Source organism: Rhodococcus indonesiensis (assembly GCF_047782815.1).
Lineage (GTDB): Bacteria > Actinomycetota > Actinomycetes > Mycobacteriales > Mycobacteriaceae > Rhodococcus > Rhodococcus indonesiensis.
The window spans coordinates 2,555,521-2,580,493 of record NZ_CP180630.1; the positions used below are offsets into that span (position 1 = coordinate 2,555,521).

The window sequence follows — 24,973 nt, forward strand, 5'->3', positions numbered from 1 at the left end:
AGAAAGGTGGGATCCGATGGGAACCGATACGCACGCGCTGCTTCACGGCCCGTTGTTCTCGCGCCGTCGACCGTTGGACCGCGAGAACGCGGCGAGTCGGATCAGCGCCTACGTCTACGGCAATGTCCTCGTCCTTGCGGCGCTGGTGCCGATCGCCACTTCGAGTGAGCACGTCGGGATTCTCGTCGTCCTCGGCACGGCCCTGTCCACCTTCCTTGCCCATGCCTTCGCCGAAGGCGTGGGTCAGAGTGTCCGAGAAGGAATCACGGTGACTCGAGCGGACAAGATCCGCGAGCTGCGCAACTCCGTACCGATTCTCAGTTCCGCTGTGCTGCCGTGTGCAGTCCTCGGGACCGCGCTGCTGGGATGGCTCGAGCCGAGGACCGCCCAGATCGTGGCCGAAGTCGCGGTGCTGGTCCGCATCGGAGGAATCGTGTGGGTCATCGGCCGGTTGAAGGGCGAACGTCCCACCCGTGCGTCGGTGGTTGCTGCTGCGCTCTTGACCGCGATCGCGACCGTCGTCGTGATCGTGAAGATCGTGCTCACTCACTGACCCTTGTCACGAGGGGGTACCGGACCGCTCGGTTCCGGCGGCAACCTCGGCATTCTCGAGCCGGGGACGGCGCCGGTGTGATGCAATGAGGTGGTGTGCAGATGGATGGCCTACTCGGGCGATCCGATCCTCGTGGAGGACTTGCTGTTCAAGCCCGAGCATTCCCTGATCGACCAGAGCCTGCATTCGCGGCTCGGGGCGACCACCACCAACGGTGACGGATTCGGGATCGGGTGGTACGGCGAGGAGGACGAGCCGGCCGTGTTCAAAGGGGTCGATCCGGCGTGGAACGACCGCAATCTCCGGGAACTCGCCGCCCATGTGCGCACGCCGCTGCTCCTCGCGCACATCCGCGCCTCGACGGGCACACCGGTTCAGCGCAGCAACTGTCATCCGTTCCGTCACGGCCGTTGGCTGTGGATGCACAACGGGGTGCTGAGCGAATTCCGGCGCATCAAACGCGATCTGGTGCTGGCGGTCGATCCGGAACTGTATCCGGACATCGAGGGGTCGACGGATTCGGAGGTACTGTTCTTCCTCGCCCTGACCTTCGGCTTGTCGGACGATCCGATCACCGCGGTCTCCCGGGCCGTCGGGACCGTCGAACATGTCGCTCGCGCCAAGGGCGTCGACGACCCGGTGCAGATGACCGTGGCCACCACCGACGGCGAATCCCTGTGGGTCTTCCGGTACTCGAGCGTGGGCCGCAGCCGCTCGCTGTTCTTTTCCACGGCGGTCGACAAGGTCCGGGCGCTGCATCCGGAGGTGGAGGTGCTGCATCGCCTCGGCCCCGAGACCCGCTTCGTGGTCTCCGAACCACTGCGCGACCTGCCGGGTGCCTGGAACGAGGTGCCCGAGGCGTCCGTCGGAATCGTCCGGCCCGGGGCGGACGAGATCCTCCCGTTCCGGCCGCTCGAGCCGGTCTGACATTCACCGGAAGGAATGTCGCGAGTCGTGCTGGGCACCCGGCCCGGCGGACACATCCGGCAATCAGGAGGAGGCGGCGTGTACACGTACAAGGTGATCGAAGTTCGCGAGAAGATGCTCGGCGGCAAGATGTCGGGTGACAAGCTCGAGCGGCTCCTCAACGAACAGGCCCGACAGGGGTGGCGCTTGAAGGCGATCACGTCGGCGGACATCAAGGGCCGGCTCGGTCCAGGCGGCGTCGAGGGAATGCTCGTGACGTTCGAGCGCGAAGACTGAGACACGCCGGCGGCGCCCGGCGCGTCACCGGAACCGCACGTGTGTGCATCACCGGCGGTACACGACCGACCAGCGGGAGTATGCGATGCGTATCGAAGACTACGGTCTGATCGGAGATCTGCAGAGTGCCGCGCTCGTCGGCCGCGCCGGCAACATCGACTGGTTGTGCCTGCCTCGGTTCGATTCGCCGTCGTGCTTCGCCGCGCTGGTCGGTGACGATCGGCACGGGCACTGGAGTCTGCGCCCGGCAGCCGAGATCACGGGGGTCACGCGGCGGTACCGCCCCGGAACGCTCATCCTGGAGACCGACTTCGAGACCGCGGACGGTGCGGTCCGCGTGATCGACTTCATGCCGCGCCGCGGCGACGGACCTCCGCGGCTCATGCGCATCGTCGAGGGGTTGCGCGGCAGGGTGTCGATGCGGATGCGTCTGTCGCTCCGACCGGACTACGGCACGATCACGCCCTGGGTCGAGCCCGCTGCCGACGGTGTACTCGCCACCGCGGGACCCGACTCGTTCCGGCTGAGTACTCCGGTGCCGCTGGGGATATCGGATGGTGATGCGACGGCGGACTTCACCGTCGCCGAGGGGCGACGCGAGCGCTTCACGCTGTGCTGGCACTACTCCTTCGGTCCCCCGCCGTCGGTCGAGGACGCGGACTCGGCGCTGGCCCGCACGCAGGCGTGGTGGCACGAGTGGAGCAGCCGGCTCGAGTACGCCGGACCGTACCGGGACGAGGTACTCACCTCCCTCATCGTGCTCAAGGCCATGACCTACGAGGTGACCGGCGCGCTGATCGCAGCGCCGACGACGTCCCTGCCCGAGGACATCGGGGGAGTGCGCAACTGGGACTACCGGTTCTGCTGGATCCGTGACTCTGTGCTGGCCCTGGAATCCCTTCTCGCCGGCGGATACACCGAGGAGGCGTTCTCGTTCCGCAGTTTCCTCCAGCGGGTCGGCACGGGAGACCCCGCGAAGATCCAGATCATGTACAGCATCGGCGGTGAGCGGCGCTTGACGGAGTTCGAGCTGCCCGACATGCCGGGATACGAGGGGTCCGCCCCGGTACGGGTCGGCAATGCCGCCTCGGAACAGTTCCAGCTCGACGTCTACGGCGAACTGATCGGCGTCGCCTTCCTCAGCACCGAGGCCGTGGGGCGGGTCGAACCGCACCTGTGGCCGCGCTGGCGCACTCTGATCGAATACGTCGAGTCGATCTGGGGTGAACCCGACGACGGAATCTGGGAGACCCGCGGGCCGCGGCGGCACTTCACCCAGTCGAAGGTGATGGCATGGGTGGTGTTCGACCGGGCGGTCCGCCTGGTCGAACGCTACGACCTGGACGGTCCGGTCGAACGGTGGAGGCGGCTACGGGACGAGATCCACGACGAGGTGTGCGAGCGCGGCTACGATCCGCAGCGCAACACCTTCACCCAGTACTACGGATCGGAGGAACTCGACGCCAGCGTGCTGACGATTCCGCTCGTCGGCTTCCTGCCGGGCACCGACGAGCGGGTGACCGGCACGATCGACGCGGTCACCCGCGAACTCGGGCGCGACGGGTTCGTCTCGAGATACTCGACCTCCCGGACGGACGACGGTCTGCCCGGCGACGAAGGCCAGTTCCTGGCGTGCTCGTTCTGGCTGGTCGCTGCGCTCGCCCGCAACGGCCGTCTCGAGCAGGCTCGGACGTTGTTCGAGCGGCTCGCCGCCTTGAGCAACGATCTCGGGCTGCTGGCGGAGGAGTACGACGTCGGACGTGGTCGCCAGGTCGGCAACTTCCCGCAGGCGTTCAGCCACCTGACCCTGATCGGTGCGGCCTACGCGATCGCCGCGGCAGAGGGCGCAGCCGACGAGAGGTGACCGGGTACGCGGCACGAGATGTCAGGACTGCCGGCCGTGCCTCGGCACGGCCGGTGGAGGTCAGGACGAGTCCCGCGCGGACAGTTCCTCGAGCAGGATCGGCACGCCGAGGTTGAGCGAGTGGATGCCGACGGTCGTGGCGAGTTTTAGGACTTCGAGAATTTCGTGTGCGGTGACGCCCAGATCGAGTGCGGCCCGGATGTGCCGCTGCAGTCCGGGCCCGTACATGTGGGTGCAGGAGGCATCGACCGCAATGCACAGCAACTGGACGACCTGCGGCGGGAGCACACCGCTTTCGTAGGGTTGCAGCGTGGCAGTCAGGTAGTGCTCGGTCCATCCGGGATCGAGTTCGTCGAGTCCGTCCCACAACGGGTTCCAACTTCCTTCGCGCTTGAGGCGGTCGACGATGGACGAAGCTGCGTCGTGGGTTGTCATCGGCCACTGCCCTGACCTGCGACGGCTGGAACCAGTTCGCGTTTGAGGATTTTTCCGGTGGCGGTCATGGGCAGTACGGTGGCGAACTCGATGTGGCGCGGGTACTTGTAGCCGGCCATCTGCTCCTTGCACCAGGCGATCAGCTCGGGTTCGGTGATCTGTGCGCCCGGTTCGCGGATGACGAACGCTTTGACCTCCTCGCCGTGACGATTGTCGGGGACGCCGACGACGGCGGCGAGGGAGACGGCCGGGTGGGTCATGAGGACCTCTTCGATCTCGCGGGGGTAGACGTTGAAACCGCCGCGGACGATGAGGTCCTTGGCGCGGTCGACGATGTAGTAGAACCCGTCCTCGTCACGCCGGGCCAGGTCGCCGGTGCGCAGCCAGCCGTCGCGCATCACCTCGGCGGTCGCCTCGGGTCGTCCGAGGTAGCCCGTCATGATGTTGTGGCCGCGCAGGACGAGTTCTCCGACGCCGTCGTGGACGGGATTCCAGTGTTCGTCGACGAGGGCGGCCTCGATGCCCCACACCGGTACGCCGATCGAACCGGGACGCGGGGCGCGTTCGGGGTCGCTGAACATTGCCAGCGGTGACGTCTCGGACAGGCCGTAGCCTTCGAGGATCTGGACATCGAACCTGTCCTTGAACTGCGTGAGGATCTCCACCGGCAGCGCCGCGCCGCCGGAGATCGCCCGACGCATGGTCCGCGCGATCTTTTCGACGTCGACGCCGGCCGCCTTCGCGGCGTCGAGCGCACCGAGCAGCGCCCAGTACATTGTCGGCACCCCGGCGAACACGGTGATGTCGTGCTCGTCCATCAGGTGCAGCGCCGCGGGGGCGTCGAAGCGGGGCATGAGCACGCAGGTGGCACCGACCGACAGTGCGGCGTTCATCGTCACGGTCTGGCCGAAGGAGTGGAACAGCGGCAGGGTGAGCAGATAGGTGTCCGGACGCTGCGGGGTGCTGTCGAACAGGCGGTTCGCGGTCAGGGCGTTGAGCACCATGTTGGCGTGGGTCAGTTCGGCGCCCTTGGGCCGGCCGGTGGTGCCGCTGGTGTAGAGGATCACGGCGGTGTCGACGGGTTCGCGCACGGCGGTGGCGAACGTGTCCGGCTGTTCGGCGGTGGCGTGGGCCAGGGTGGCGATACCGTCGAGCGGGGACGGGGCCTGCGGATCGCGGGTGATCAGCAGCATGGTGCGGCAACGGTCGGCCCGGTCGAAACCGGCCCTGCCGTATTCGCCGACGGGAAGTTCCGCGGTCCCTTCGAAGCAGAGGTAGAGGGCGGCACCGGAATCGTCGAGGTGATAGGCGATCTCGCGAGGCTTGAGCTGAACGTTCAGGGGCACGACCACCGCGCCGGCCTTGAGGATGCCGTAGTAGACGGCGGGAAACTGGGGGACGTTCGGGCACGAGAGCGCGACCTTGTCGCCCGGCGCGACGCCCTCGGCGACGAGCAGGTTGGCGATCCGGTTGGCCTGCGCGTCGAGTTGCGCGTAGGTGAGTCGTTCGCTGCCGAGGACCAGCGCGGTCCGGTCGGGGTAGCGGCGCGCGGAGTCCTCCAGTAACACGGAGAGATTGAGCATACGAATCGATGTCCTGTCGGAAGGGGGACGAGGGGATCAGACGAGGGGAGCGCCGGTGGCGGCGCGGACCTGCTCGTCGGTGACGCCGGGCGCGGTCTCGACCAGGACCAGTCCGTGGTCGGTGACGTCGACGACCGCGAGATCGGTGACGATGCGCTGCACCACGGCTCGGCCGGTGAGGGGCAGCGTGCACTTCTCGACGATCTTCGGATTGCCGTGCTTGTCGGTGTGTTCCATGAGCACGATGACCTTGGCGGCGCCGTGGACGAGGTCCATCGCCCCGCCCATGCCCTTGACCATCGCGCCGGGCACCATCCAGTTCGCGAGGTCACCGGTGGCCGAGACCTGCATCCCGCCGAGCACCGCGGTGTCGATGTGACCGCCGCGGATCATCGAAAAGCTCGTCGCCGAATCGAAGAACGACGCGCCGGGCTCGACCGTGACGGTCTCCTTGCCCGCGTTGATCAGATCCGCGTCCACCTGCTCCTCGGTGGGGTAGGGGCCGGTGCCCAGGATTCCGTTCTCACTGTGCAGGGTGACCTTCACCCCGGCGGGCAGATGGTTCGGGATCAGTGTCGGCAGTCCGATACCGAGGTTGACATATTGGCCGGGCGAGAGTTCGGCCGCGGCACGGGCGGCCATCTCGGTCCGCGACCATCCGAGGATCTTGGGTTCTGCTACTACGGTCACGTCAGGCTCCTTTTCCCGTCGAGACGGTGCGCTTTTCGATCTGCTTGTCCTGGGCGCCGGTGTGCACGATGCGGTCGACGAAGACGCCCGGCAGGTGTACCTGGCCCGGGTCGATCTCGCCCGGTGCGACGAGCTGTTCGACCTGGGCGATGCAGATGCGTCCGGCCGTCGCGGCGAGCGGGTTGAAGTTCATTGCGGCCTTGTTGAACACCAGGTTGCCCTCGGTGTCGCCGCGCAGGGCGTGTACCAGTGCATAGTCGGCGGTGATGGACTCTTCGAGCACGTACTGCTTGCGGCCGAACTCGCGGATCTCCTTCGGTGGGGACGCGACTGCCACCGAGCCGTCGGGGTGGTAGCGCCACGGCAGGCCACCGTCGGAGACGGGGGTGCCGACACCGGCCGGGGTGAAGAAGGCTGGGATGCCGGCGCCGCCGGCGCGCAGCTTCTCGGCCAGGGTGCCTTGCGGCGTCAGTTCCACTTCGAGTTCACCGGAGAGGTACTGCCGGGCGAACTCCTTGTTCTCGCCGACGTAGGAGGCCGTCACTCGTCGGATCCGTCGTCGTTCGAGGAGGATTCCCAGTCCGCGGCCGTCTACGCCGCAGTTGTTGGAGAACACCTCGAGGTCGGTCGCGTCCCCGGCGGCGATCGCGGCGATCAGCTGGTCCGGGATGCCGGACAGGCCGAACCCGCCGACGGCGAGGGAGGCTCCGGAGGGAACGTCGGCGACCGCCTCGGCGGCCGTTTCATAGATCTTGGTCATTTCGTGGTTTTCCGGACGTGAGCGAGGCGCTCGGAGTGTGGACGGGGACGGAGTCGCGGTGCCGGTGGGGTTCAGCTGTGTACCGGGAGGGCGGTGCTGTCGAGCAGTTGCCGGAGCAGGTTCTCGGCGTCGGGCCAGTAGCCGTATCCGGCGGCGGGATTGAGGTGCCCGACGTCGCCGAGGTCCACCAGGCGGCTGCCCCACGTTTCGGCCATGCCGGCGATGCGCCGGTAGCCGCCGAGCGGATCGGTGCGGCTGGCGGCGACGATGCTCGGAAACGGCAGCCTGCGGCGGGGGATGGGGTTCCATCCGCCCCGGTCGAGGTCGTCGGTGGTCGGGTAGCCCTCGGGCAGGGGTAGTTCCAGGTCTGCCGGCGTGGCCAGCAGCGCGCCCTGGATCGGACGCGTCGGGTTCTGCGCCCAGTGCACGGTGATCATCACGCCGGCGCTGTGGGCGACGAGCACCACGGGTCCGTCGATCTCACGCAGGACCTCGTCGAGTGCGGCGACGCGGGCAGCGCGGCTGAGCTTGTCGCGCTCGAGCGGAGGAACGGTCCGGACGTCGGAAAGACGTTCGGCGAGCAGGGTCTGCCAGTGATCGGCGACGTGGTCGCGCAGGCCGGGGACGATGACCACGGTCGGGGAGTGGGAGGGGTTCACGGGGGACTCCGGGAGATGGGGTGGGAACGGGACGACAGTCGTTCAGGCAGCCGCGCCGGAGCCGGTGCCGAGGGTGGTGAACTTGCGCAGGCCCAGCGGGTAGAGGCGTTTGCCTGCTACCAGTGCGCCGATGGCGAGGACGTAGACCAGCGGGGACAGCTGCAGCGCTTCCCGCAGGCCGAGGCGGTCGGCGAGGATGCCCACCACGAACGGGCCGAGGGCGAGGCCGAGCAGATTGTTGGCCACGGTCAGCGTCCCCATGGCGGACGCGCGGACGGACGAGTGCGTGAGGTTGGCGACCATGGCCGCGGTGGGTCCGGAGGATCCGGCGGAGAAGAACGCACCGATCCCGAGCAGCACCAGTTGCGCGGTGCCCGTGTCGAGACGGAACGCGAGGGCCAGGCACGCCAGGGAGATGGCGCAGAAGGCGATCGCGGTGGTCCACTTGCGGGTGATGTCGTGCCGTCCGACGCGGTCGGTGACGATCCCGCACACCACCATGCCGCTGCCGACGAGCAGGACGACGATCGAGGCGGCGACGCCGGCCTTGTCCGGGGCGAGGCCGTAGTAGCGGTTGAAGAAGCTCGGCGTCCACGACAGCAGGACCGCGGCGGTGAACATCTGGAGGCCGCCGCCGGCGTAGGCGCACAGCACGGCGGGGTTGGTGAACAGGCTCGACACCGGCGCGCGGAATCCGTCCGGCGGTGTGGTCGCGGCACCGGCGGCTCGCTCGTCGACGGCAGCGGGCCGGTCGTCGGCGGCGTGCGCGGCGAGCTTGCGCTCGGTGACCAGGGCGCGGAACAGTGCCACCAGGATGAGCCCGAAGACCGCCATCGCCGCGAACGACCACCGCCAGCTCAGATGAACGGCGATGACGCCGCCGAGGGCGACACCGAGGACCGAGCCGAACGAGCCGCCGGCCATGAACGCCCCACTGAGGGAGGCGTGGACCCGGGGAGCGAACACGCTCAGCACCACCGCGATTCCGACACTGCCGTAGGCGGCCTCGCCGACGCCGACGAGAAATCGCGCGCCGAGCATCTGCTCGAAGTTGGTGGCCACCGCACACATGAGAGTGGCGACCGACCACAGCACCGCCATGAGCACCAGGCTCTTGACCCGGCCCCAGCGATCGGCCAGCAGCGACAGCGGAAGCGTGAGCAGGCCGACCATGAGCGCCACGATGCTCGTCAGCGATGCGAGCTGTGAATCGGTCAGAGCCCATTCGGCTTTGAGGAACGGGAAGACGGCACTGAGAACCTGCCGGGACATGTAGTCCGACAACAGCAGTCCGAAGGTGAGAGCGAACACGAGCCACGGGTACTTCCGCGATCGGGTCCTCGGACCGGCGGGGGTGCTGGTGGCGGTGTGGTTCTCCAGGGAGGAGGTGGACGATCCCATGGGTGCTCCTGCAAGGCTGGGGCGGCGGGCGGGGATGCGCATCGGGGAGCGCCCACCGCGAGAGGGGCGAGGACAGGGAGGGCTCGACGGACTCGGTCACCGGCCGGGTCCCGGGGCACACGGTGCGGGTCGCGTGCCCCGGGGGTCCGTGGTTCAGCCGTGGTGGGTGAAGCCGACCTGTCCGGGCCGGCGATTGGGGGCGTAGCCGAGCTTGGCGAGGGTTTCGTCGGCGTCGCGGTAGGTCTCGCCGATCCGGTAGATCTCGCGGGCCTCCTTGCCGGTGGCGACCTCGCGGCCCAGTTCCCCGGCGATGCGGACCAGCTGCCGGATCTGCTCCACCGAGGTCATCTTCTCGCCCTTGCGGCCCCAGATGGTGTCCTCGTTGCCGCAGCGGGTGTGCAGGCCCATTGCGATGGCCATCGCGTTGACCGGGAGCACGGACCGCATGAGCGTCTCGAGGGTCAGGCAGGCGCCATCCGGAACCCGCTGGACGAAATTCATGATGTTGTACGGATTGGGGCCGTCGAAGCCGCCGCCGATACCGACCCACGTCAGGTTCAACGGTCCGGTGTAGACCCCGCGCCGGATCAGGCGTTCGACCGTCTCGAGCTGCGGGATGGACGAGAGCTGGAAGTGCGGCTGAATACCCTTGGCCTGCAGTCGCTTCAGATGCTCCGCAACCCATTCCGGACCGGCGGGCACGGTCATCTCCCGGTACGTCGCCGCGAGTTCCGGACGCTCCATCGAGGTGCCGGCGATGTCGTCGGCCGTCATCAGCTCCATGATGTTCATCTGGCTGGTGTTGATGGCGATGGTCACCTGGTCCGGCGCCGGGTCGAGTTCGGCGAGCATGTGCCGGGTGTCGTCCGAGAGCCACTTCGCCTCGGCGCCTTCACCTTCGGGAGCAAAGGAGATGGATCCGCCGACCTGCAGGATCATGTCCGGCACCGCTTCGCGCAGGCCGGCGAGCAGCTCGTTGAACTTCGACAACCTCTTGCTGCCCTTGCCGTCGAGTTCACGGACGTGGATGTGCAGCACGGTGGCGCCCGCCTCGTAGCAGTCCACCGCCTGCTGGACGTGCTCGTCCATGGTCAGGGGAAGATCCTCGCGGAAGTCGTCGAGCTCCCATTCCGGGCCGTAGGGCGCGGCGGTGATGACCAGCTTCTCCTGGTTCTCGGGGAAGAGGGCGTCGTCGTGGAAGTGCATTTTCGGGTCTCCGTTTCGGAATGTGGACGGTGTAAGGGAAGGAAGGGAAGAGCTCAGAAGGGCCGGTCGCCGACGATCCCGGCGCGTTCCATCTTGCGAACGGCGGGCCAGTAGTCCTGCACCGCGTAGTGCTGCGTGGAGCGGTTGTCCCAGATGGCGATGCTGTTCTCCGTCCAGCGCCAGCGCACCTGGTACTCGGGAATCGACGCCTGGCTCGTCAGGAACTGCAGCAGGTTCCCGGCGCCCGGGGCGTAGTCGATGCCGAAGCGGACGTTCTCGGCGGTGTGGTAGTTGACCAGGTGGGTGGTGAAGGAGTTGACGAACAGGATCTTCTCGCCGGTTTCGGGGTGGGTACGCACCACCGGATGTTCCGCATCCGGGTAGCGGGCGTGCAGCGCATGGCGCTGTTCGAGCGGCAGCTGGGCGCCGAAGCTCGCCTCGATGCTGTGCCGGGCCCGCAGGCCGGCTATCTGCTCCTTGACCGATCCGGGCAGGCGCCGGTAGGCCTCGGCCATGTTCACCCAGATGGTGTCCCCGCCCACCGGCGGGGTCTGGACACAGCGCAGCACGCATCCCAGCGGGGGGTTGTCGCGCCAGGTGGCGTCGCAGTGGTAGGCGTTCTCGTAGTGCTCGGGCGGGCTGTCGAGGTCCTTGTAGATCCGCACCAGCCCGGGATGGTCGGGGTCGCTGCCGACCACCGGGTGATCCTCGAGTGGGCCGAACCGCTCGGCCAGGGCGACGTGCTCGGCACGGGTGATGTCCTGGTCGCGGAAGAACAGCACCTTGTGCTCGAGCAGCAGGGCCCGCAGCTCGGCGAACAGCGCGTCGTCGCGCGAGACCTCGCCGAGGTCCACGTCGAACAGTTCGGCACCGATCGTGCAGGTCAGTGGTTCGACCCGGAAGGCCGTGGAGACCGGACTCGGCGGTCGGGTGGCGGTGGTCATGGGTGGTCCTTCGGAAGTGGGCGGACTCCGGGTACGGCCCGGACGGGGTCAGAGGGCGAAGACCGACGAGCCGATGCTGCGGCCGGCCTCGAGATCGCGATGCGCCTGCACCGCGTCCTCGAGTGCGTAGCGCTGGTTGATCTCGATCGCGATTTCTCCGGTCGCGACGTGCGAGAACAGCTCCGCGGCGAGGGCGGCCCGCTCGGCCGGGTCGGCGATGTAGTCCGCCAGCGCCGGACGGGTGACGTACACCGACCCCTTGATCGCCAGCTGCATGGCGTCGATCGGCGGAATCGGCCCCGAGGCGGTGCCGAAGCACACCAGCAGGCCGCGGCGGGCCAGCGAGTTCAGCGAGGTCTCGAAAGTCGTGGCGCCGATGCTGTCGAACACCACGGGAACGCCCTTGCCGTCGGTCAGTTCCCGCACCCGCTGCGCCACATCCTCCTCGGTGTAGATGACGACCTCGTCGCAGCCGTGTGCTCGGGCGACCTGCGCCTTGCGCTCGCTCGAGACCGTGCCGATCACCCGGATGCCCAGCAGCTTCGCCCACTGAGAGAAGATCAGGCCTACGCCGCCGGCGGCGGCGTGCAGCAGCACCGTGTCCCCGGCCGCCAGCGGCCAGATGCGCCGCAGCAGGTAGGCGGTGGTCAGGCCGCGCATCGTCATCGCCGCGGCCGTGTCGAAGCCGATGGCGTCGGGCAGTGCGATCAGGTGGTCGGCGGGCATCACCCGTTCGGTGCTGTAGGCCCCGAGTGGGCTGCCGGTGTAGGTCACCCGGTCGCCTTCCCGGACCGACGTCACGCCTGGACCCACCTCCTCGACCACCCCGGCGGCCTCGACGCCCATCCCGGCGGGCAGCGGTGCCGGGTACAGGCCGGTGCGGAAGTAGGTGTCGGCGAAGTTCAGGCCCACCGCCTCGTGCCGGATGCGGACCTCGCCGGGGCCCGGTTCGCCGACCTCGACGGCCTCCCACTGCAGAACCTCCGGACCGCCGGTCTCGTAGAAGCGAACAGCCTTTGCCATGTTTCCTCCTGAACGCGCACTCGCAGGCCACGATTGGCCGGCGGAGGGCGGATGTGTATGAATTCGGTGAGCCGGTGGCGGCGATCCCGGTTCTCGGCCGTGGGGTGCGGCCGAGGCGGTGGAAGCGGAGCCGCTCGGGGGTCCGGACTCTCGATCCGCTCCGTCACACTTCGCCGTACCTTGTGATGCAACTAACAGTAGGGGATCTCGAGGCGGTACGCTTATCCCACGGGGACGGATTGTCATTCATTTCGGGACAGGGAGGGCAGTGAAACCACTGGCGCGCTACGCCGCACTGAACAGCTATGTCGAGGTGGCACACTCGTCGAAGATCGATCCGGCGACGCTGCTCCGCGCGTCCGGTCTCGACCCGGCCGGCTTGAGCCTGCAGGACCGGTGGGTGCCGGCCGAGGCGATCGCGGACCTGCTCGAACGGTCCGCCGCGGCAGCCGATCGCGACGACTTCGGTCTCGAGCTGGCCGAGCGACGGCGGTTCTCCAATCTGGGCCCGCTGAGCCTGGTGGTCCGCGAGGAGCCGGACGTCCGCAGCGCGCTGCGAATCCTCGTGCACTACGAGCACATGTACAACGAGGCCCTGCACACCCGCCTGACCGAACAGGGCGGTGTCGCCACCATCCGCATCACCCTCGACGTCGGACGGCCCGGGGAGTTCCGCCAATCCGTCGATCTCGCGGTAGCGGTGATGCATCGACTGCTGCAGGGCTTCCTCGGTCCGCAGTGGCGTCCGCTGTCCGTCTCGTTCGCACATCCCGCCCCCCGGCGCCTCGACACGCACCACCGCGTGTTCGGCACCGCCGTCGACTTCGGCCGGGACTTCGACGGAATCGTCCTCTACACCGCGGATCTGGACGCGCCCAATGCCATGTCGGATCCGCTGCTGCGGTCGTACGCGCAGCAGTTCCTCGACTCGGTCGGAAGTCCACGCGAGACGACCACGGTGGACCGGGTGCGGGAGCTGATCGAGTTGCTCCTTCCCACCGGCCGGTGCTCGGTCGACCAGGTGGCCCGCAGTCTCGGCATCGACCGCCGCACCGTGCACCGCCGGCTCGCGGACGAGGGGGAGACGTTCTCGTCCGTCCTCGACGCCACCCGCGCGGACCTGGCGATGCGGATGGTCGGCAGCGGACGGCACTCGCTCACCGAGGTTTCCGACCTGCTGTCGTTCTCCGCGCCCAGCAATTTCTCCCGCTGGTTCCGGAACCGGTTCGGGTGCAGTCCGAGCCGATGGCGCGCGGAGGAGGGGGGACGCCCCGAGCCGGCGAGTGCGATGTCGATTCGGCGGCCCGCCGATCGTGTAGAGGGTGGATCACCGGCGCCGGTCCGGTGATCGTGAGGAGGAGTGCCATGACCCAGTACCTGCTGAGCATCTACCAGCCGGACGGCGACCCGCCACCGGCGGAGATCCTCGAACCGATCATGCGCGACGTCGAGGCCGTCGACGCCGAGATGCGCGCCGCCGGCGCCTGGGTGTTCGCCGGTGGCCTGCACCCGCCGAGCACGGCCACCGTGCTCCGGCTCGACGGCGACGAAATCCTCACCACCGACGGCCCGTACCTCGAGGGCAAGGAGCACATCGGTGGGTTCACCGTCGTCGAGGCGCCCGACCTCGACGCCGCCCTCGAATGGGGCCGCAAACTCGCCCGCGCGATCACACTGCCGATCGAGGTGCGGCCGCTGCAGGGCGGGCACTGCGGGTGAGGCGGCCGTGGCCGCGGTGACGGACGCGGAGATCGCGCGCGTGTTCCGCAGCGAGCACGGCCGCGCGGTCGCCGTGCTCGTCCGTGCATTCGGGGACATCGACCTTGCCGAGGAGTCCGTGCAGGACGCGTTCGCCGTCGCCGTCGCCCGATGGCCCGCCGACGGACTGCCGCCGAGCCCGGCCGGCTGGATCGTCACCACCGCCCGGCGCCGTGCGATCGACCGGATCCGCCGGGAGAACGCCCGCGCAGGCAAACACGCCGAGGCCGCCCGCCTGCACGAGGCCGGGACCAGCGCCGTCGACGAGGAGAATGCCGTGCCCGACGACCGGCTGCGCCTGATCTTCACGTGTTGCCATCCCGCGCTGGCGCCCGCCGCCCGCGTCGCTCTCACGCTCCGGTTGCTCGGCGGCCTGAGTACCGCCGACATCGCCCGCGCCTTCCTCGTTCCGGAGAAGACCATGGCGCAGCGGCTGGTGCGCGCCAAGGGCAAGATCCGCGACGCCCGGATCCCGTACCGCGTTCCGGGCCCCGCGGAACTGCCCGCCCGCCTCGCCTCCGTCCTCGCCGTCGTCTATCTCGTCTTCACCGAGGGGCACACCGCGGCCGGTGGGGACCGCCTGGTCCGCGACGACCTGTGCGTGGAGGCGGTCCGGCTCGCCCGCCTGCTGGCCGAGCTGCTGCCCGACGAGCCCGAGGTGCTGGGCCTGCTCGCGCTGCTGCTGCTCGCCGACGCGCGACGACCGGCCCGCACGAACGCCGACGGCGACCTGATCCCGCTCGCCGCGCAGGACCGCACGCTCTGGGACCGAGACTTGATCACCGAGGGACAGTCCCTCGTCCGCCGCTGCCTGCAACTGCGCCGGCCCGGCCCGTATCAGCTCCAGGCCGCGATCGCCGCCGTCCACAGCGATGCCGCCACGGTCGAGACGACCGACTGGCGGCAGGTGGTCGCGCTCTACGATCAGTTGCTCGTCGTCGCACCCACCCCCGTCGCCGCCCTGCACCGGGCCGTCGCGGTGGCCGAGGTGGACGGCCCCGCCGCGGGTCTGGACCTGGTCGATTCCCTCGACCTGGACCGGTACCACCTGTGGCACGCGGTGCGGGCCGACCTGCTCCGCCGGCTCGGTCGTCTCCCGGAGGCCGTCGCGGCATACGACGCCGCGCTCGTCCGGGCCACCAACGCCGCCGAGCGTGGCTTCCTGCAACGTCGCCGCGCCGAACTCAGCTGACCGGTGCCTTCTCGGTCTGCGGTCCGCTCCTGCTGTTCTGCCACGGCCACCGGCCGGAGATCTCGAGCTGCAGCGACCAGCTGAGGAAGGTCCGGATCAGGACGATGATCGCCAGGACCCCCACCGACGTGAAGGTGGGGGTCACGGCGACCGTTTTGATGATGTCCGCGGCCACCAGGAATTCGAGGCCGAGCAGGATGGACCGTCCCAGATCGCGCCGGTAGCGTTCGTAGATCGGCGCACCCGGCGAGCGGCGCCAGGACCGTAGGGCGATCCAGCTCGCCACCGCCGCCCCGACGACGATCACCGCCACCCCGACCACGTCGACGGCGCCGCCGACGGTCTCGAGAACGCGGGCCAGCTCCATGCGAACCTCCGGGATGCGGACGGGACGATTCGGTCATGGTCGCAGGTCCGGCTCGATCCGTCCCGGCAACCGGGTTGTCCACACCCGGCCCGTTCGTCCACAGATTCCGGCCGTGGGCGGCGAGATCGCCGTTCGGGTGCCACCCGGACGGCACGCTGACGCCATGACCGTCGTGGTGTTCGCCGTTCTCGGCGCCGTGGCCGGAGCCGGCATGCGGCGGCTCGTCGCCCGCCTCGTCCGGCGTCTCCCACCGCGCGGGATGTGCGAGGTGGCCGGCGCGGGCGGCGGTGCGGTGGCCGTGCTCGGCACCTCGACGACGCCGGGCGCGGTTGCCGTCGCGGCGCTGACCTGGTGGTGCCTGTGCCTGAGCGCAGCCGACCTGTCGGCGCGGCGGCTGCCGAACGTGCTGACCGTGCCGGGTACCGGCGTCGTCCTCACGGTCGCCGCGGCAGCGGGGCAGGCAGTCCCGGCGCTCGTCGGCGCGTGCCTGCTGGCGGGACCGTACCTGCTTGCCCACCTGGCCGCCCCGCGCAGTCTCGGCGCGGGCGACGTGAAGCTCGCGGCCGGGCTGGGGGCAGCCGCGGGCGCCGCCGGCGCGGGAGCGTGGACGACGGCGGCCCTGCTGCCGCCGCTGCTCACCGCCGCGGTGGGCGTCGTCGTTGCCGCCGTGGGTTGGGCACGGGCACACCGTCGCCCGCGCGGTGTGGTGCTGCCGCACGGGCCGTCGATGTGCGCGGCAGCGGTCGCCGGGGTCCTCGCGGCGGCTTGACCGGGGCGGCGTCCCGCCGGTGGCGACGAACGTGGAAGGATGGTCCTGTGCTGCGCTGGATAACTGCTGGAGAGTCCCATGGTCCCGCCCTCGTCGCGATGCTCGAGGGGATGGTCGCCGGTGTCGAGGTGACGTCGAGCGACATCTCGGAGCAGCTCGCGCGGCGGCGCCTCGGCTACGGCCGCGGCGCGCGCATGAAGTTCGAGGCCGACAAGGTCACCATTCTCGGCGGCGTCCGGCACGGCCACACCCTCGGCGGCCCGGTGGCCATCGAGATCGGCAACACCGAGTGGCCCAAGTGGGAGACCATCATGTCCGCCGACCCGGTGGACGCCGAACTGCTCGTCGGGCAGGCCCGCAACGCACCGCTCACCCGCCCGCGACCCGGCCACGCCGACTACTCGGGGATGCTCAAGTACGGCTTCGACGACGCTCGTCCCGTCCTCGAGCGCGCCAGCGCCCGGGAGACCGCGGCCCGGGTCGCCGCCGGCACCGTGGCCCGCAACTTCCTGCGGCAGGTGTTCGGCGCGGAGGTCGTCTCGCATGTGATCTCCATCGGCGCGTCCGACCCCTACGTGGGGGCGGAGCCGACCGGGGCCGATCTCGCCGCCATCGACGCCAGCCCCGTGCGGGCCTTCGACAAGGCGGCCGAGGAATCGATGATCGCCGAAATCGAGGCCGCCAAGCGCGACGGTGACACCCTGGGCGGTGTCGTCGAGGTCGTGGTGCACGGCCTGCCCGTGGGTCTCGGCTCGTTCATCAGCGGGGCGGACCGGCTCGACGCCCGGCTCGCCGCGGCCCTCATGGGCATTCAGGCGATCAAGGGTGTCGAGGTCGGCGACGGCTTCGAGACCGCCCGCCGGCGCGGCAGCGTCGCCCACGACGAGATCCGGCCCGGCCCGGACGGCGTGCTCCGCTCGACCAACCGGGCCGGCGGCCTCGAGGGTGGCATGACCAACGGCGAGGCGCTGCGGGTACGGGCGGCGATGAAGCCGATCTCGACGGTGCCGCGCGCCCTCGCCACCGTCGACATGGCCTCCGGCGAGGAGGCCGTGGCGATCCACCAGCGCTCCGACGTGTGCGCCGTGCCCGCGGCCGGTGTCGTGGCCGAAGCGATGGTGGCGCTGGTCGTGGCGCAGGCCGCGCTCGAGAAGTTCGGGGGCGACTCGATCGACGAGACCCGCACCAACGTCCGCAACTACCTCGAGGTCGTCGCGGCCCGGGTACCACGGTGACGCCATGACCCCACGCGCAGTCCTGATCGGGCCGCCCGGGGCCGGCAAGTCGACCATCGGCCGGCGGCTCGCCCAGGCGCTCGATCTGCCGTTGCTCGACACCGACGCCGAGATCGAGCGCACCACCGGCCGCACGATCCCGGACATCTTCGGCACCGACGGCGAACCGGCGTTCCGGCGGATCGAGGAGGAGGTGGTGGCCGACGCGCTCGCCCGGCACGACGGCATCGTCTCGCTCGGCGGCGGCGCGATCCTGTCCGAGCGCACCCGCGCCCTGCTCCAGGACCGAACGGTGATCTACCTCGAGATCAGCGTCGCCGAGGGCCTGCGCCGCACCGGGACCAACACCACACGACCGCTGCTCGCCGGGGCGGACCCCGCGGCGAAGTACCGGGAGCTGATGCGCCGGCGCCGCCCGCTCTACCGGCAGGCGGCCACCATCCGCGTGCGCACCGACGGGCGCAGTCCGGGCCGCGTGGTGCAGCAGGTCCTCGCCAAGCTGGAGGCCCAGTCGGATCTGGCGACCACCGGCGCCCACCCGTCCGCGCCCAGCACGACCAGTACAGAGAATCGGAGCAATCAATCGTGACCGAACCGGTACGCGTCGACGTCCAGACGGCCCAGCCCTACCCGGTGATCATCGGCCGGGGCCTGCTCGGTGAGCTCGTCGACGAACTCACCGGCACCCGCACCGTGGCGATCCTGCACCAGCCGCCGCTCGCGGAGACCGCCGAGGCGGTGCGCGCCGCGCTGGCAGAGAAGGGCATCGACGCTCACCGCGTCGAGATCCCCGACGCCGAGGACGGCAAGGACCTCGCCGTGGCGGGCTTCTGCTGGGAGGTGCTCGGCCGCATCGGGCTGACCCGATCCGACGCGATCGTCAGCCTCGGCGGGGGAGCGGCCACCGACCTGGCCGGGTTCGTCGCCGCCACGTGGATGCGCGGCGTGCGGATCGTGCACGTCCCCACCACGCTGCTCGCCATGGTTGACGCCGCGGTCGGCGGCAAGACCGGCATCAACACCGAGGCCGGCAAGAACCTCGTCGGTGCCTTCCACGAACCGTCCGCGGTGCTCGTCGACCTCGCGACGCTCGAGACGGTGCCGCGCAACGAGATCGTCGCCGGTCTCGCCGAGGTGATCAAGACCGGCTTCATCGCCGATCCGAAGATCCTCGAACTGATCGAGGCGGACCCGGAGGCCGCGCTCGACCCGACGGGAAGCGTACTGCCCGAACTGATCCGGCGCTCGGTCGAGGTCAAGGCGAAGGTCGTGGCCGCGGACCTCAAGGAGTCGAGCCTGCGCGAGATCCTCAACTACGGGCACACCCTCGGTCACGCCATCGAACGGCGCGAACGCTACCGGTGGCGGCACGGCGCCGCCGTCGCCGTCGGTCTCGTTTTCGCCGCCGAGCTGGGCCGCCTCGCGGGGCGCCTCGACGACGCCACCGCCGACCGGCACCGCAGCATCCTCGAGCTCGTCGGGCTGCCCACCACCTACGATGCCGACGCGTTCCCCCAGCTGCTCGAGGGCATGCAGACCGACAAGAAGAACCGCGCGGGCATGCTGCGGTTCGTCGTCCTCGACGGCCTCGCCAAGCCCGGCCGGCTCGAGGGACCGGATCCGTCGCTGCTCGCGGCGGCGTACTCGGCCGTCGCGCGGGAGGGCACGGCGGACGCCGGCACCGTGCTCCTGTGAGCTGCTGAGCCCCGGGCCGGCGCACCCAAGGGTGCGCCGGCCCTCTCGCTTTCGGGCGCCCCCCGGTTCACCGGTCCCAAAGAAATTCGGGCTGGACGGAATCGAAGAGTTTTCCGAACAATGGACCACGACTCCCGTAGCGCGGCCGTCCGCAAGAGCGACAACGAAAATGCCTCCGTCGCACCGTATTCGAATTCTCCTCCGCCACTTCGTTGATTTCCGGGTGAAACCGGCCGTACCATTCCGGTCATGATGAACGCTCAGCAGGTCACGACGACGCCGGATGCCTTCCGGCGCCGCGTCACTCACTGCTGACCCACCACGCGAGCCCCGGGAGTCGACGTCCCGGGGCTTTCGTCGTGTTCGGGCACGTCGCTTCCTCTCGCCGAGACGAGAGTCGAGGAACACGAAATGAACGGTGCAGATCATCGAGTGCTCGGTCGCGAACTCGAGATGTTCGCCACCGCACCCGCTGTGGGGGCGGGACTTCCGATGTGGCTGCCGGACGGTGCGGTGATCCGTGCCGAGCTCGAGGCCTTCGCCGCCGAGGTGGCGGCCGAGACCGGCTGTCGCCGCGTCTACACCCCGGTGCTCGCCAAGAAGGAGTTGTTCGTCCGGTCGGGTCACTGGTCCAAGTTCGCCGACGACATGTTCCCCGAGATGCAGGTCGGCGGCGAGAGTTTCGTGCTGCGGCCCGCGAACTGTCCCCACCACGCCCAGATCTTCGCCTCGCGGGGCCGCGGCTACCGCGAGCTGCCGATCCGCCTGTCGGAGCTGGGATCGATGTTCCGCAGCGAACTGTCGGGTGTGCTCGGCGGCCTGAGCCGGGTCCGGCAGATCGGTCTCGACGACGCGCACGTGTTCTGCGCGCCCGAACAGGCCGGTGCGGAGATCGAACTCGCGTTGAGCGCGATCGAGCGCTGTTACGGAGTGCTCGGGCTCGACGACCGGCGCTACCGCCTGTCCCTCCGCGGCGCCGGCGGGCGGTATCTCGGCACCGGCGAGCAGTGGGTGCACGCACAAGGTGAGCTGCGCGGTGCGCTCGAACGGTGCGGACTGGATTTCTTCGAAGCCGAGGGGGAGGCCGCGTTCTACGGTCCGAAGATCGACGTCCAGGTCGCCGGAGCGCACGGGCGCGAGGAGACCGTGTCCACCGTCCAGTTCGACTTCACTCAACCGGAACGTTTCGGCCTCGAGTACACCGGCGAGGACGGGCGCAGACACCGGCCCGTGATGATTCACCGGGGTGTGCTCGGATCGATGGAGCGGCTGACCGCGATGCTTGTCGAACGCTTCGAAGGGCGCATGCCGCCGTGGCTCTCGCCCCGCCAGGTGGCGGTCCTGCCGATCGGCGACCCGCACCGCGACGGGGCGGGCGCGTTGCGGGACAGACTGGTGGACGAGGGGATTCGCGCCGAGGTGCTCTCCGGTGGGTCGCTGGGCAGCCGGATCCGCGCCGCGCGCGTGCACCGCGATCCCTACCTCGCGATCGTCGGCGACGAAGAACTCGCGGACGCCACCGTCAGCGTCCTGGTGCCGCAGTCCGGGCAGCGGGCGCGCGTCGGGCACGAGCAGTTCGTGCGCCGGGTGTCGGCCGACGTCCGGGGCCGGGTCCTGCGCCCGTCCGCACTGCCGTGAATGTGCACTCGTCGGCGTCGAGTCGGACTGCGATCGATCGTGCCGGGACGGCAACGCGCAGCACCCGGAGCGGTCACCCCACGTCGGTCGCTGGTTCGGCGGGCCCCGGTCGGGGCTAGTCGGCGCCGTGCACGACCTGCAGACCGGGGCGAGTCGCCCGCGCCGAGGGAGGTGCTCCGCGGCGAGCGCGTTCGTCCCGGTCCGGGCGGCCGATCCGGTGGGCCTGCAGATAGGCCACGCCGACACGGGAATACCAGGCGGCGGTCCACGACGGGATCCCGCCCAGCATCGACAGGGCGAACCCGTGGTGGCGCTCGACGAAGTCGACGGTCACCGCATACAGATCCACCCCCGGGCACTTCCTGGCCGCCGCCTCGAGATCGAGATCGTCGGGCCACCAGTTCGCCGGCAGGACGGGGTCGGCCGCCTCCCTGGCCCCCGGGTGACGGAGACCGAGCACCCGTCCGCCCACCGCCACCGCGGCACTGCACGTTCCTTTCGCGAGCCCCCGCGTCGTAGACCAGAGCCCGCCTGGGCGCGTCAGCGGCAGTATCGCCCCGAGCAGTCGCCCCAGCTGTGGCTCGCCGCCGGTCCGCGAGGCGAAGGCTCCGGCCTCCTCCGAGCCGTTCGGGGCCGTCTTCCGGTCGGGACGTATCGGAGCGCGCTCTCCCATGCTTTCCCACCTTAAATGCACTGGGCGCCAGAGTGATTGGTTTTCGCCGATCGCACGGATGGGGGAGCGGCGGCCGCTGCGCCCGATGTCCCGGTGCGCGCTCGGTCGTCGGCGCGGGCGGTGCCGCGGGCCGGACTCATCCGGCGTCGACGCTCCGGTGGGCCAGTTCCTCGCGCGCGGCGGTCTCGACGGCGACCGGAAGTGTCAGGGTGCGGCCCAGTTCGAAGTCGGCCACGAATTCGGCGAGCAGGTCGGTCGGCCATCGATCGAATTCGGCCATCGCAATCCCCCCTCGGTGCGTGCGATCGAGGTGACCGGCGTGCCCCTGCCGGTCCCCGGTTCTCGATCCCGACAGTTCACATTTACACCACCGGCACGTCCCGTGACACTGCTTCCGGCCGAATCGGTCCGTTCCGCCCGGCGAGTCCGGTTCCGTCCGACCTACCCGTCCTCCGAGGGAGTAACGGCACGCCGGACGAGCAGGGCGCAGTGCTCGACGAGCGCGTCTCGCTCGACGTCGATCTGCCCGTCGATCCACGCGACGATCAGCGCCCCGATGCCCAGGCCCAGGACGGCGCCGGTGATCAGCCGGGTCTCGGCGTCCGGCTCCGGCGCGGTGACGTCCACGAGCAGGGCGCCGAGTAGGGCGGGCGCTGCATGCAGACCCTGCTGCGACAGGACCGGCTCGGTCATGGCCTCGCGGACCAGCACCCGGCCGCGACGGGGGTCGGCGGCGAAGAAGTCGATCGCTCCGGAGACGAAGGCGCGGGCCCGCGCGGCGACCTCTGCCGGGGCGGACGCCACGACATCTTGCATGTGACGCACGAGACCGTCCGCCGTCGTCGCGAAGACCGCGGCGACCAGGTCGTCGCGCGAGGGAAAACTCTCGTAGAAGTAGCGCTCGCTGACCCCGGCGGCGCGGCACAGGGCGCGGACGGTGACCGCGCGGCCTCCGCCGGTGCCGAGCAGTTCGGTGCCCGCCGCAAGGATCCGGGTGCGGCGCTGCGCGCGCCGGTCGTCGGCGCTGACGCCGTGCCAGCTGCGGCTCGGGGGTGTGCGCATGGATCCCATCCTGCCGGACCGGGCGGCCGGAACGGGAAAGGCCGTTGACCACCCCGTAGTGGACAACATATGTTGTCCACTACGGGGTCCGGGAGAGCAACGGAGGACGAATGAAGAATGTGACGATCGGACGGCAGGTCCGACGGGAGATCGAGCGGCTCGATCCGGTCCGCGACGATCGCGCCGTCGCGCGGCTCTCGCTCGAGGTCCTGCACGGGAACGCGATGCTCGTGAACGCACTGTTCACGGTGTCGTTCATCCGGCAGGTGGCCGTGCCCACTGTCGCAAAGGTCCTGCACCGCCGCGGCCGCGGCGACATCGTCGTCGACACGGCGAAGCGCAACGACGACACCATGGTGTTCTTCGGCAAGTTCCTCGAACTCGGCTACGACACCGCCGAGGGCCTCGCATGGATCGAGCGACTCAACGAGATCCACGGGCACTTCCCGATCCGCAACGAGGACTCGCTCTACACCCTCGCGACGCTCGCGCTCGAACCGCAGCGCATCGCCGCGCTCGTCGGGTCCCGGCCGTTCTCCGAGACGGAACTCGAAGCACAGTGGCGCTTCTGGAGCGGCGTGGCAGCCGCCCAGCGGATCACGGACATTCCCGAGTCCCGCGACGAGCTCATCCGCTGGACGGCCGCCTTCGAGACCGCGCAGTATGCGCGCACCGACGACGGGCTCGCCGTGACCCGTCGACTCGTCGCCGACTTCGCGGACCGTTGGTTTCCCGGACCGTTGCGAGCGCTCGCGCCGGAGGTGCTGTCGACGTTCTGCGACGACCACCTGCGCCGCGTGCAGAACCTGCCCGAACCGCGGCCCGCTCTCGCCTACCTCGCGCGATCCGCGGTGCGCACCTACTTCGCTGCCACCACGCTGCGCCCGGTACGGCGCGACCGCAGTTTCGTGGAGACCTTCGGGACGGCGCGGTACGGAGCCCGTGACCGGGACGCGGTGGGATATCGGCGCCCGGACCCGGCGCGACGGCGCTGACCGCCCGGATCGGGGCGGGAATCAGGCCCGGAGCTCGGCGGCAGCCTGTGCGGAGCTCGGTTCGGCGCCGTGTTCGCGGCCCAGTTCGGCGATCGCGCTCGTGAATTCGGGGTCGAACAGCAGGAAGCTGAGCAGGTCGCCGCGATCCTCTTCGTCGCCCCCGATCAATCGTGCGACGACGGACGGCGCGGGATTGCGCACGAACTGGCGCACGAGGGACTGGTTGCGCACCACGGCGTGGGCGATCTCGGCGATCCGTCCCGCATCCTCCAGCGGCGGGCCGGCGAAGTCGATGCCGATCGGGCGGTCGGTGGGGGCCACCGCCCGGGTCTCCGCGATCCGCGCGTTGCGGAATTCGAGCTGATGCAGATCCTCGATCATCCGGTAGCCGAGCATGGCTCGCAATGCGAGGGCCGCGACGCCCGCGACGTCCGGGGCGGGCCGCCGGTGCCGGTTCGGGCGGGGCACCACCGGGGGCGGCCAGACCCGCGGCTGCGTCGCCACCACCCCGACGTGTCCCGCGCCGAGCAGAAGCGCGGGCTTGATAGGGGTGTTGAGGAGCAGTCCGCCGTCGATGTACCACCCGGTGCGCTGCGGCGCGCACGGGTCGGTGATGTGGACGGGCCGGAACAGGATCGGCACCGCGGAGGACGCCAGCAGGTGGTCGACGGTCAAGGTGGTCTCGACGTAGCTGATGTTGCGGCGGAGGTCGTACTCGGGCAGCCGCACCGAGTCGTTCTTCTCGACGAACACCACCGTGCCGCCCGAATCGACGGACGTCGTGGCCACGGCGACCGCATCCACGAGTCCGGCACGGATGTTCTCGTGCAGCCGGTCCCACGGGAGGAGACGCTGCAGGGTGTGCCGGATCGGGCTCGTGTCCAGCAGGCTGACGAGACGAGTGAGCGGGAAGCCCAGGGCCTGCCCGACGAAGGCGGCGCCGGTTCCCAGAATGCTGTGCACCGTCGAGTACACGTCGGACGAGTCCACACCGGTCCACAGGTCCACCAGCCGCTCCGAAGCTGCGGGGAACCCCTCGTCGGCGAAGGCGGCGAGTCCCACCACGTTGATCGCGCCGGCGCTGGTGCCGACGAGAAGCTCGGGCGGGCCGTTGTGCGCGGTCATTCGTGGTAGCAGTGTGGTGATCGCCCCGGCCTGATACGCGCCGCGCGCACCCGCGCCCGCGACGACCAGCGCCGACCGCCGGCGTCCGTGGGTGCCGCTCGTCCCGCGTCCGGCCATGGGCCGAACGGTACCTGCCCGCTCCG

26 protein-coding genes and 1 pseudogene are annotated in these 24,973 nt (G+C 69.9%); 13 read left to right on the forward strand and 14 right to left on the reverse strand.

The window, feature by feature from the left end; genetic code table 11:
• Positions 1-16 precede the first annotated feature (16 nt).
• The 4 genes from ACM26Y_RS11980 (at position 17) to ACM26Y_RS11995 (ending at position 3,620) form a co-directional block, all read left to right on the forward strand.
• Positions 17-553: a hypothetical protein gene (locus ACM26Y_RS11980; protein WP_003935447.1), complete on the forward strand. Its 537-nt coding sequence runs from the start codon at positions 17-19 to the stop codon at positions 551-553.
• A gap of 105 nt (positions 554-658) precedes the next feature.
• A complete protein-coding gene (locus ACM26Y_RS11985) occupies positions 659-1,480 on the forward strand; it encodes a class II glutamine amidotransferase (RefSeq protein WP_003935446.1) in 822 nt (273 codons plus the stop codon).
• Between the two features lie 78 nt (positions 1,481-1,558).
• On the forward strand, positions 1,559-1,756 hold the full coding sequence (locus ACM26Y_RS11990) for a DUF4177 domain-containing protein (RefSeq protein WP_003935445.1): 198 nt from the start codon (positions 1,559-1,561) through the stop codon (positions 1,754-1,756).
• A gap of 85 nt (positions 1,757-1,841) precedes the next feature.
• On the forward strand, positions 1,842-3,620 hold the full coding sequence (locus tag ACM26Y_RS11995) for a glycoside hydrolase family 15 protein (RefSeq protein ID WP_040271373.1): 1,779 nt from the start codon (positions 1,842-1,844) through the stop codon (positions 3,618-3,620).
• Positions 3,621-3,680: 60 nt separating this feature from the next.
• Here the strand turns inward: ACM26Y_RS11995 and ACM26Y_RS12000 are convergent, their stop codons facing one another.
• The 9 genes from ACM26Y_RS12000 to ACM26Y_RS12040 form a co-directional block, all read right to left on the reverse strand.
• Positions 3,681-4,055, reverse strand: coding sequence for a carboxymuconolactone decarboxylase family protein (locus ACM26Y_RS12000; protein ID WP_040271302.1), 375 nt, complete (start codon positions 4,053-4,055; stop codon positions 3,681-3,683).
• Positions 4,052-5,638: a long-chain-fatty-acid--CoA ligase gene (locus tag ACM26Y_RS12005; protein ID WP_003935442.1), complete on the reverse strand. Its 1,587-nt coding sequence runs from the start codon at positions 5,636-5,638 to the stop codon at positions 4,052-4,054. Before ACM26Y_RS12005 ends, ACM26Y_RS12000 begins: the two co-directional genes overlap by 4 nt.
• Before the next feature lie 36 nt (positions 5,639-5,674).
• Positions 5,675-6,328: a CoA transferase subunit B gene (locus ACM26Y_RS12010; RefSeq protein WP_003935441.1), complete on the reverse strand. Its 654-nt coding sequence runs from the start codon at positions 6,326-6,328 to the stop codon at positions 5,675-5,677.
• A gap of 1 nt (position 6,329) precedes the next feature.
• Positions 6,330-7,088 carry a CoA transferase subunit A gene (locus ACM26Y_RS12015; protein ID WP_003935440.1) on the reverse strand — a complete coding sequence of 253 codons (759 nt, stop codon included), beginning with the start codon at positions 7,086-7,088 and terminating at the stop codon, positions 6,330-6,332.
• 71 nt (positions 7,089-7,159) lie between these two features.
• Positions 7,160-7,747: an RBBP9/YdeN family alpha/beta hydrolase gene (locus tag ACM26Y_RS12020; RefSeq protein ID WP_003935439.1), complete on the reverse strand. Its 588-nt coding sequence runs from the start codon at positions 7,745-7,747 to the stop codon at positions 7,160-7,162.
• 42 nt (positions 7,748-7,789) lie between these two features.
• A complete protein-coding gene (locus tag ACM26Y_RS12025) occupies positions 7,790-9,148 on the reverse strand; it encodes an MFS transporter (RefSeq protein ID WP_416063520.1) in 1,359 nt (452 codons plus the stop codon).
• A 153-nt stretch (positions 9,149-9,301) separates the two neighbouring features.
• On the reverse strand, positions 9,302-10,354 hold the full coding sequence (locus ACM26Y_RS12030; RefSeq protein WP_003935437.1) for a 3-keto-5-aminohexanoate cleavage protein: 1,053 nt from the start codon (positions 10,352-10,354) through the stop codon (positions 9,302-9,304).
• Positions 10,355-10,407: 53 nt separating this feature from the next.
• On the reverse strand, positions 10,408-11,298 hold the full coding sequence (locus ACM26Y_RS12035; RefSeq protein ID WP_003935436.1) for a TauD/TfdA dioxygenase family protein: 891 nt from the start codon (positions 11,296-11,298) through the stop codon (positions 10,408-10,410).
• Between the two features lie 48 nt (positions 11,299-11,346).
• The gene (locus ACM26Y_RS12040) at positions 11,347-12,321 is read right to left on the reverse strand and encodes a quinone oxidoreductase family protein (protein ID WP_048773548.1); all 975 of its coding nucleotides are present in this window, start codon (positions 12,319-12,321) and stop codon (positions 11,347-11,349) included.
• A 268-nt stretch (positions 12,322-12,589) separates the two neighbouring features.
• On the opposite strand from ACM26Y_RS12040, the gene ACM26Y_RS12045 reads away from it, so the two are divergent.
• The 3 genes from ACM26Y_RS12045 to ACM26Y_RS12055 are packed head-to-tail and all read left to right on the forward strand — an operon-like array spanning position 12,590 to position 15,271.
• Entirely contained in the window at positions 12,590-13,669 is a 1,080-nt protein-coding gene (locus tag ACM26Y_RS12045) for an AraC family transcriptional regulator ligand-binding domain-containing protein (RefSeq protein ID WP_416063521.1), read from the forward strand.
• A 17-nt stretch (positions 13,670-13,686) separates the two neighbouring features.
• On the forward strand, positions 13,687-14,040 hold the full coding sequence (locus tag ACM26Y_RS12050; protein WP_054372773.1) for a YciI family protein: 354 nt from the start codon (positions 13,687-13,689) through the stop codon (positions 14,038-14,040).
• 7 nt (positions 14,041-14,047) lie between these two features.
• Positions 14,048-15,271, forward strand: a complete 1,224-nt coding sequence (locus ACM26Y_RS12055; RefSeq protein WP_054372771.1) for an RNA polymerase sigma factor — start codon at positions 14,048-14,050, stop codon at positions 15,269-15,271.
• Here the strand turns inward: ACM26Y_RS12055 and ACM26Y_RS12060 are convergent.
• Positions 15,264-15,638 (reverse strand): DUF1622 domain-containing protein, encoded by a 375-nt coding sequence (locus tag ACM26Y_RS12060; RefSeq protein ID WP_416063522.1) that lies wholly within the window; start codon positions 15,636-15,638, stop codon positions 15,264-15,266. The two genes, ACM26Y_RS12055 and ACM26Y_RS12060, sit on opposite strands and share 8 nt — an antisense overlap.
• 163 nt (positions 15,639-15,801) lie before the next feature.
• Here ACM26Y_RS12060 and ACM26Y_RS12065 point away from each other — a divergent pair, with 163 nt between their 5' ends.
• The 5 genes and pseudogenes from ACM26Y_RS12065 to thrS all read left to right on the forward strand — a co-directional run.
• Complete coding sequence (locus ACM26Y_RS12065; protein ID WP_052033929.1) at positions 15,802-16,407, forward strand: prepilin peptidase; 606 nt, start codon at positions 15,802-15,804, stop codon at positions 16,405-16,407.
• Between the two features lie 47 nt (positions 16,408-16,454).
• A complete protein-coding gene (gene aroC, locus ACM26Y_RS12070) occupies positions 16,455-17,642 on the forward strand; it encodes a chorismate synthase (protein WP_048773543.1) in 1,188 nt (395 codons plus the stop codon).
• Between the two features lie 4 nt (positions 17,643-17,646).
• On the forward strand, positions 17,647-18,231 hold the full coding sequence (locus tag ACM26Y_RS12075; protein WP_416063523.1) for a shikimate kinase: 585 nt from the start codon (positions 17,647-17,649) through the stop codon (positions 18,229-18,231).
• On the forward strand, positions 18,228-19,337 hold the full coding sequence (gene aroB, locus ACM26Y_RS12080; RefSeq protein WP_003935427.1) for a 3-dehydroquinate synthase: 1,110 nt from the start codon (positions 18,228-18,230) through the stop codon (positions 19,335-19,337). Before ACM26Y_RS12075 ends, aroB begins: the two co-directional genes overlap by 4 nt.
• Before the next feature lie 402 nt (positions 19,338-19,739).
• Positions 19,740-20,975, forward strand: a pseudogene (thrS, locus tag ACM26Y_RS12085) (threonine--tRNA ligase); the annotation flags it as partial.
• A gap of 115 nt (positions 20,976-21,090) precedes the next feature.
• Here thrS and ACM26Y_RS12090 read toward each other — a convergent pair.
• The 3 genes from ACM26Y_RS12090 to ACM26Y_RS12100 form a co-directional block, all read right to left on the reverse strand.
• Positions 21,091-21,648: a hypothetical protein gene (locus ACM26Y_RS12090; protein ID WP_040781594.1), complete on the reverse strand. Its 558-nt coding sequence runs from the start codon at positions 21,646-21,648 to the stop codon at positions 21,091-21,093.
• Between the two features lie 136 nt (positions 21,649-21,784).
• Positions 21,785-21,928 carry a hypothetical protein gene (locus ACM26Y_RS12095; RefSeq protein ID WP_162919312.1) on the reverse strand — a complete coding sequence of 48 codons (144 nt, stop codon included), beginning with the start codon at positions 21,926-21,928 and terminating at the stop codon, positions 21,785-21,787.
• Between the two features lie 161 nt (positions 21,929-22,089).
• Positions 22,090-22,710 carry a TetR/AcrR family transcriptional regulator gene (locus ACM26Y_RS12100; protein WP_301915451.1) on the reverse strand — a complete coding sequence of 207 codons (621 nt, stop codon included), beginning with the start codon at positions 22,708-22,710 and terminating at the stop codon, positions 22,090-22,092.
• Between the two features lie 110 nt (positions 22,711-22,820).
• Between ACM26Y_RS12100 and ACM26Y_RS12105 the strand changes: the two genes are divergently transcribed.
• Positions 22,821-23,705 (forward strand): DUF2236 domain-containing protein, encoded by an 885-nt coding sequence (locus ACM26Y_RS12105; RefSeq protein WP_244213246.1) that lies wholly within the window; start codon positions 22,821-22,823, stop codon positions 23,703-23,705.
• 21 nt (positions 23,706-23,726) lie between these two features.
• Here the strand turns inward: ACM26Y_RS12105 and ACM26Y_RS12110 are convergent, their stop codons facing one another.
• Complete coding sequence (locus ACM26Y_RS12110) at positions 23,727-24,947, reverse strand: patatin-like phospholipase family protein (RefSeq protein WP_416063524.1); 1,221 nt, start codon at positions 24,945-24,947, stop codon at positions 23,727-23,729.
• Positions 24,948-24,973 lie beyond the last annotated feature (26 nt).

Excerpts from the sequence above, each read along its gene's own strand:
- ACM26Y_RS11995 (WP_040271373.1), top strand. The coding sequence starts at position 1,842 with ATGCGTATCGAAGACTACGGTCTGATCGGAGATCTGCAGAGTGCCGCG.
- ACM26Y_RS11985 (WP_003935446.1), top strand. The coding sequence starts at position 659 with ATGGCCTACTCGGGCGATCCGATCCTCGTGGAGGACTTGCTGTTCAAG.
- ACM26Y_RS12040 (WP_048773548.1), bottom strand. The coding sequence starts at position 12,321 with ATGGCAAAGGCTGTTCGCTTCTACGAGACCGGCGGTCCGGAGGTTCTG.
- ACM26Y_RS12035 (WP_003935436.1), bottom strand. The coding sequence starts at position 11,298 with ATGACCACCGCCACCCGACCGCCGAGTCCGGTCTCCACGGCCTTCCGG.
- ACM26Y_RS12065 (WP_052033929.1), top strand. The coding sequence starts at position 15,802 with ATGACCGTCGTGGTGTTCGCCGTTCTCGGCGCCGTGGCCGGAGCCGGC.
- ACM26Y_RS12000 (WP_040271302.1), bottom strand. The coding sequence starts at position 4,055 with ATGACAACCCACGACGCAGCTTCGTCCATCGTCGACCGCCTCAAGCGC.
- ACM26Y_RS12100 (WP_301915451.1), bottom strand. The coding sequence starts at position 22,710 with ATGCGCACACCCCCGAGCCGCAGCTGGCACGGCGTCAGCGCCGACGAC.
- ACM26Y_RS12075 (WP_416063523.1), top strand. The coding sequence starts at position 17,647 with ATGACCCCACGCGCAGTCCTGATCGGGCCGCCCGGGGCCGGCAAGTCG.
- ACM26Y_RS12030 (WP_003935437.1), bottom strand. The coding sequence starts at position 10,354 with ATGCACTTCCACGACGACGCCCTCTTCCCCGAGAACCAGGAGAAGCTG.
- ACM26Y_RS12025 (WP_416063520.1), bottom strand. The coding sequence starts at position 9,148 with ATGGGATCGTCCACCTCCTCCCTGGAGAACCACACCGCCACCAGCACC.
- ACM26Y_RS12060 (WP_416063522.1), bottom strand. The coding sequence starts at position 15,638 with ATGGAGCTGGCCCGCGTTCTCGAGACCGTCGGCGGCGCCGTCGACGTG.
- ACM26Y_RS12005 (WP_003935442.1), bottom strand. The coding sequence starts at position 5,638 with ATGCTCAATCTCTCCGTGTTACTGGAGGACTCCGCGCGCCGCTACCCC.
- ACM26Y_RS12090 (WP_040781594.1), bottom strand. The coding sequence starts at position 21,648 with ATGGGAGAGCGCGCTCCGATACGTCCCGACCGGAAGACGGCCCCGAAC.
- ACM26Y_RS12015 (WP_003935440.1), bottom strand. The coding sequence starts at position 7,088 with ATGACCAAGATCTATGAAACGGCCGCCGAGGCGGTCGCCGACGTTCCC.
- ACM26Y_RS12110 (WP_416063524.1), bottom strand. The coding sequence starts at position 24,947 with ATGGCCGGACGCGGGACGAGCGGCACCCACGGACGCCGGCGGTCGGCG.
- ACM26Y_RS12050 (WP_054372773.1), top strand. The coding sequence starts at position 13,687 with ATGACCCAGTACCTGCTGAGCATCTACCAGCCGGACGGCGACCCGCCA.
- ACM26Y_RS12095 (WP_162919312.1), bottom strand. The coding sequence starts at position 21,928 with ATGGCCGAATTCGATCGATGGCCGACCGACCTGCTCGCCGAATTCGTG.
- ACM26Y_RS12105 (WP_244213246.1), top strand. The coding sequence starts at position 22,821 with ATGAAGAATGTGACGATCGGACGGCAGGTCCGACGGGAGATCGAGCGG.
- ACM26Y_RS11980 (WP_003935447.1), top strand. The coding sequence starts at position 17 with ATGGGAACCGATACGCACGCGCTGCTTCACGGCCCGTTGTTCTCGCGC.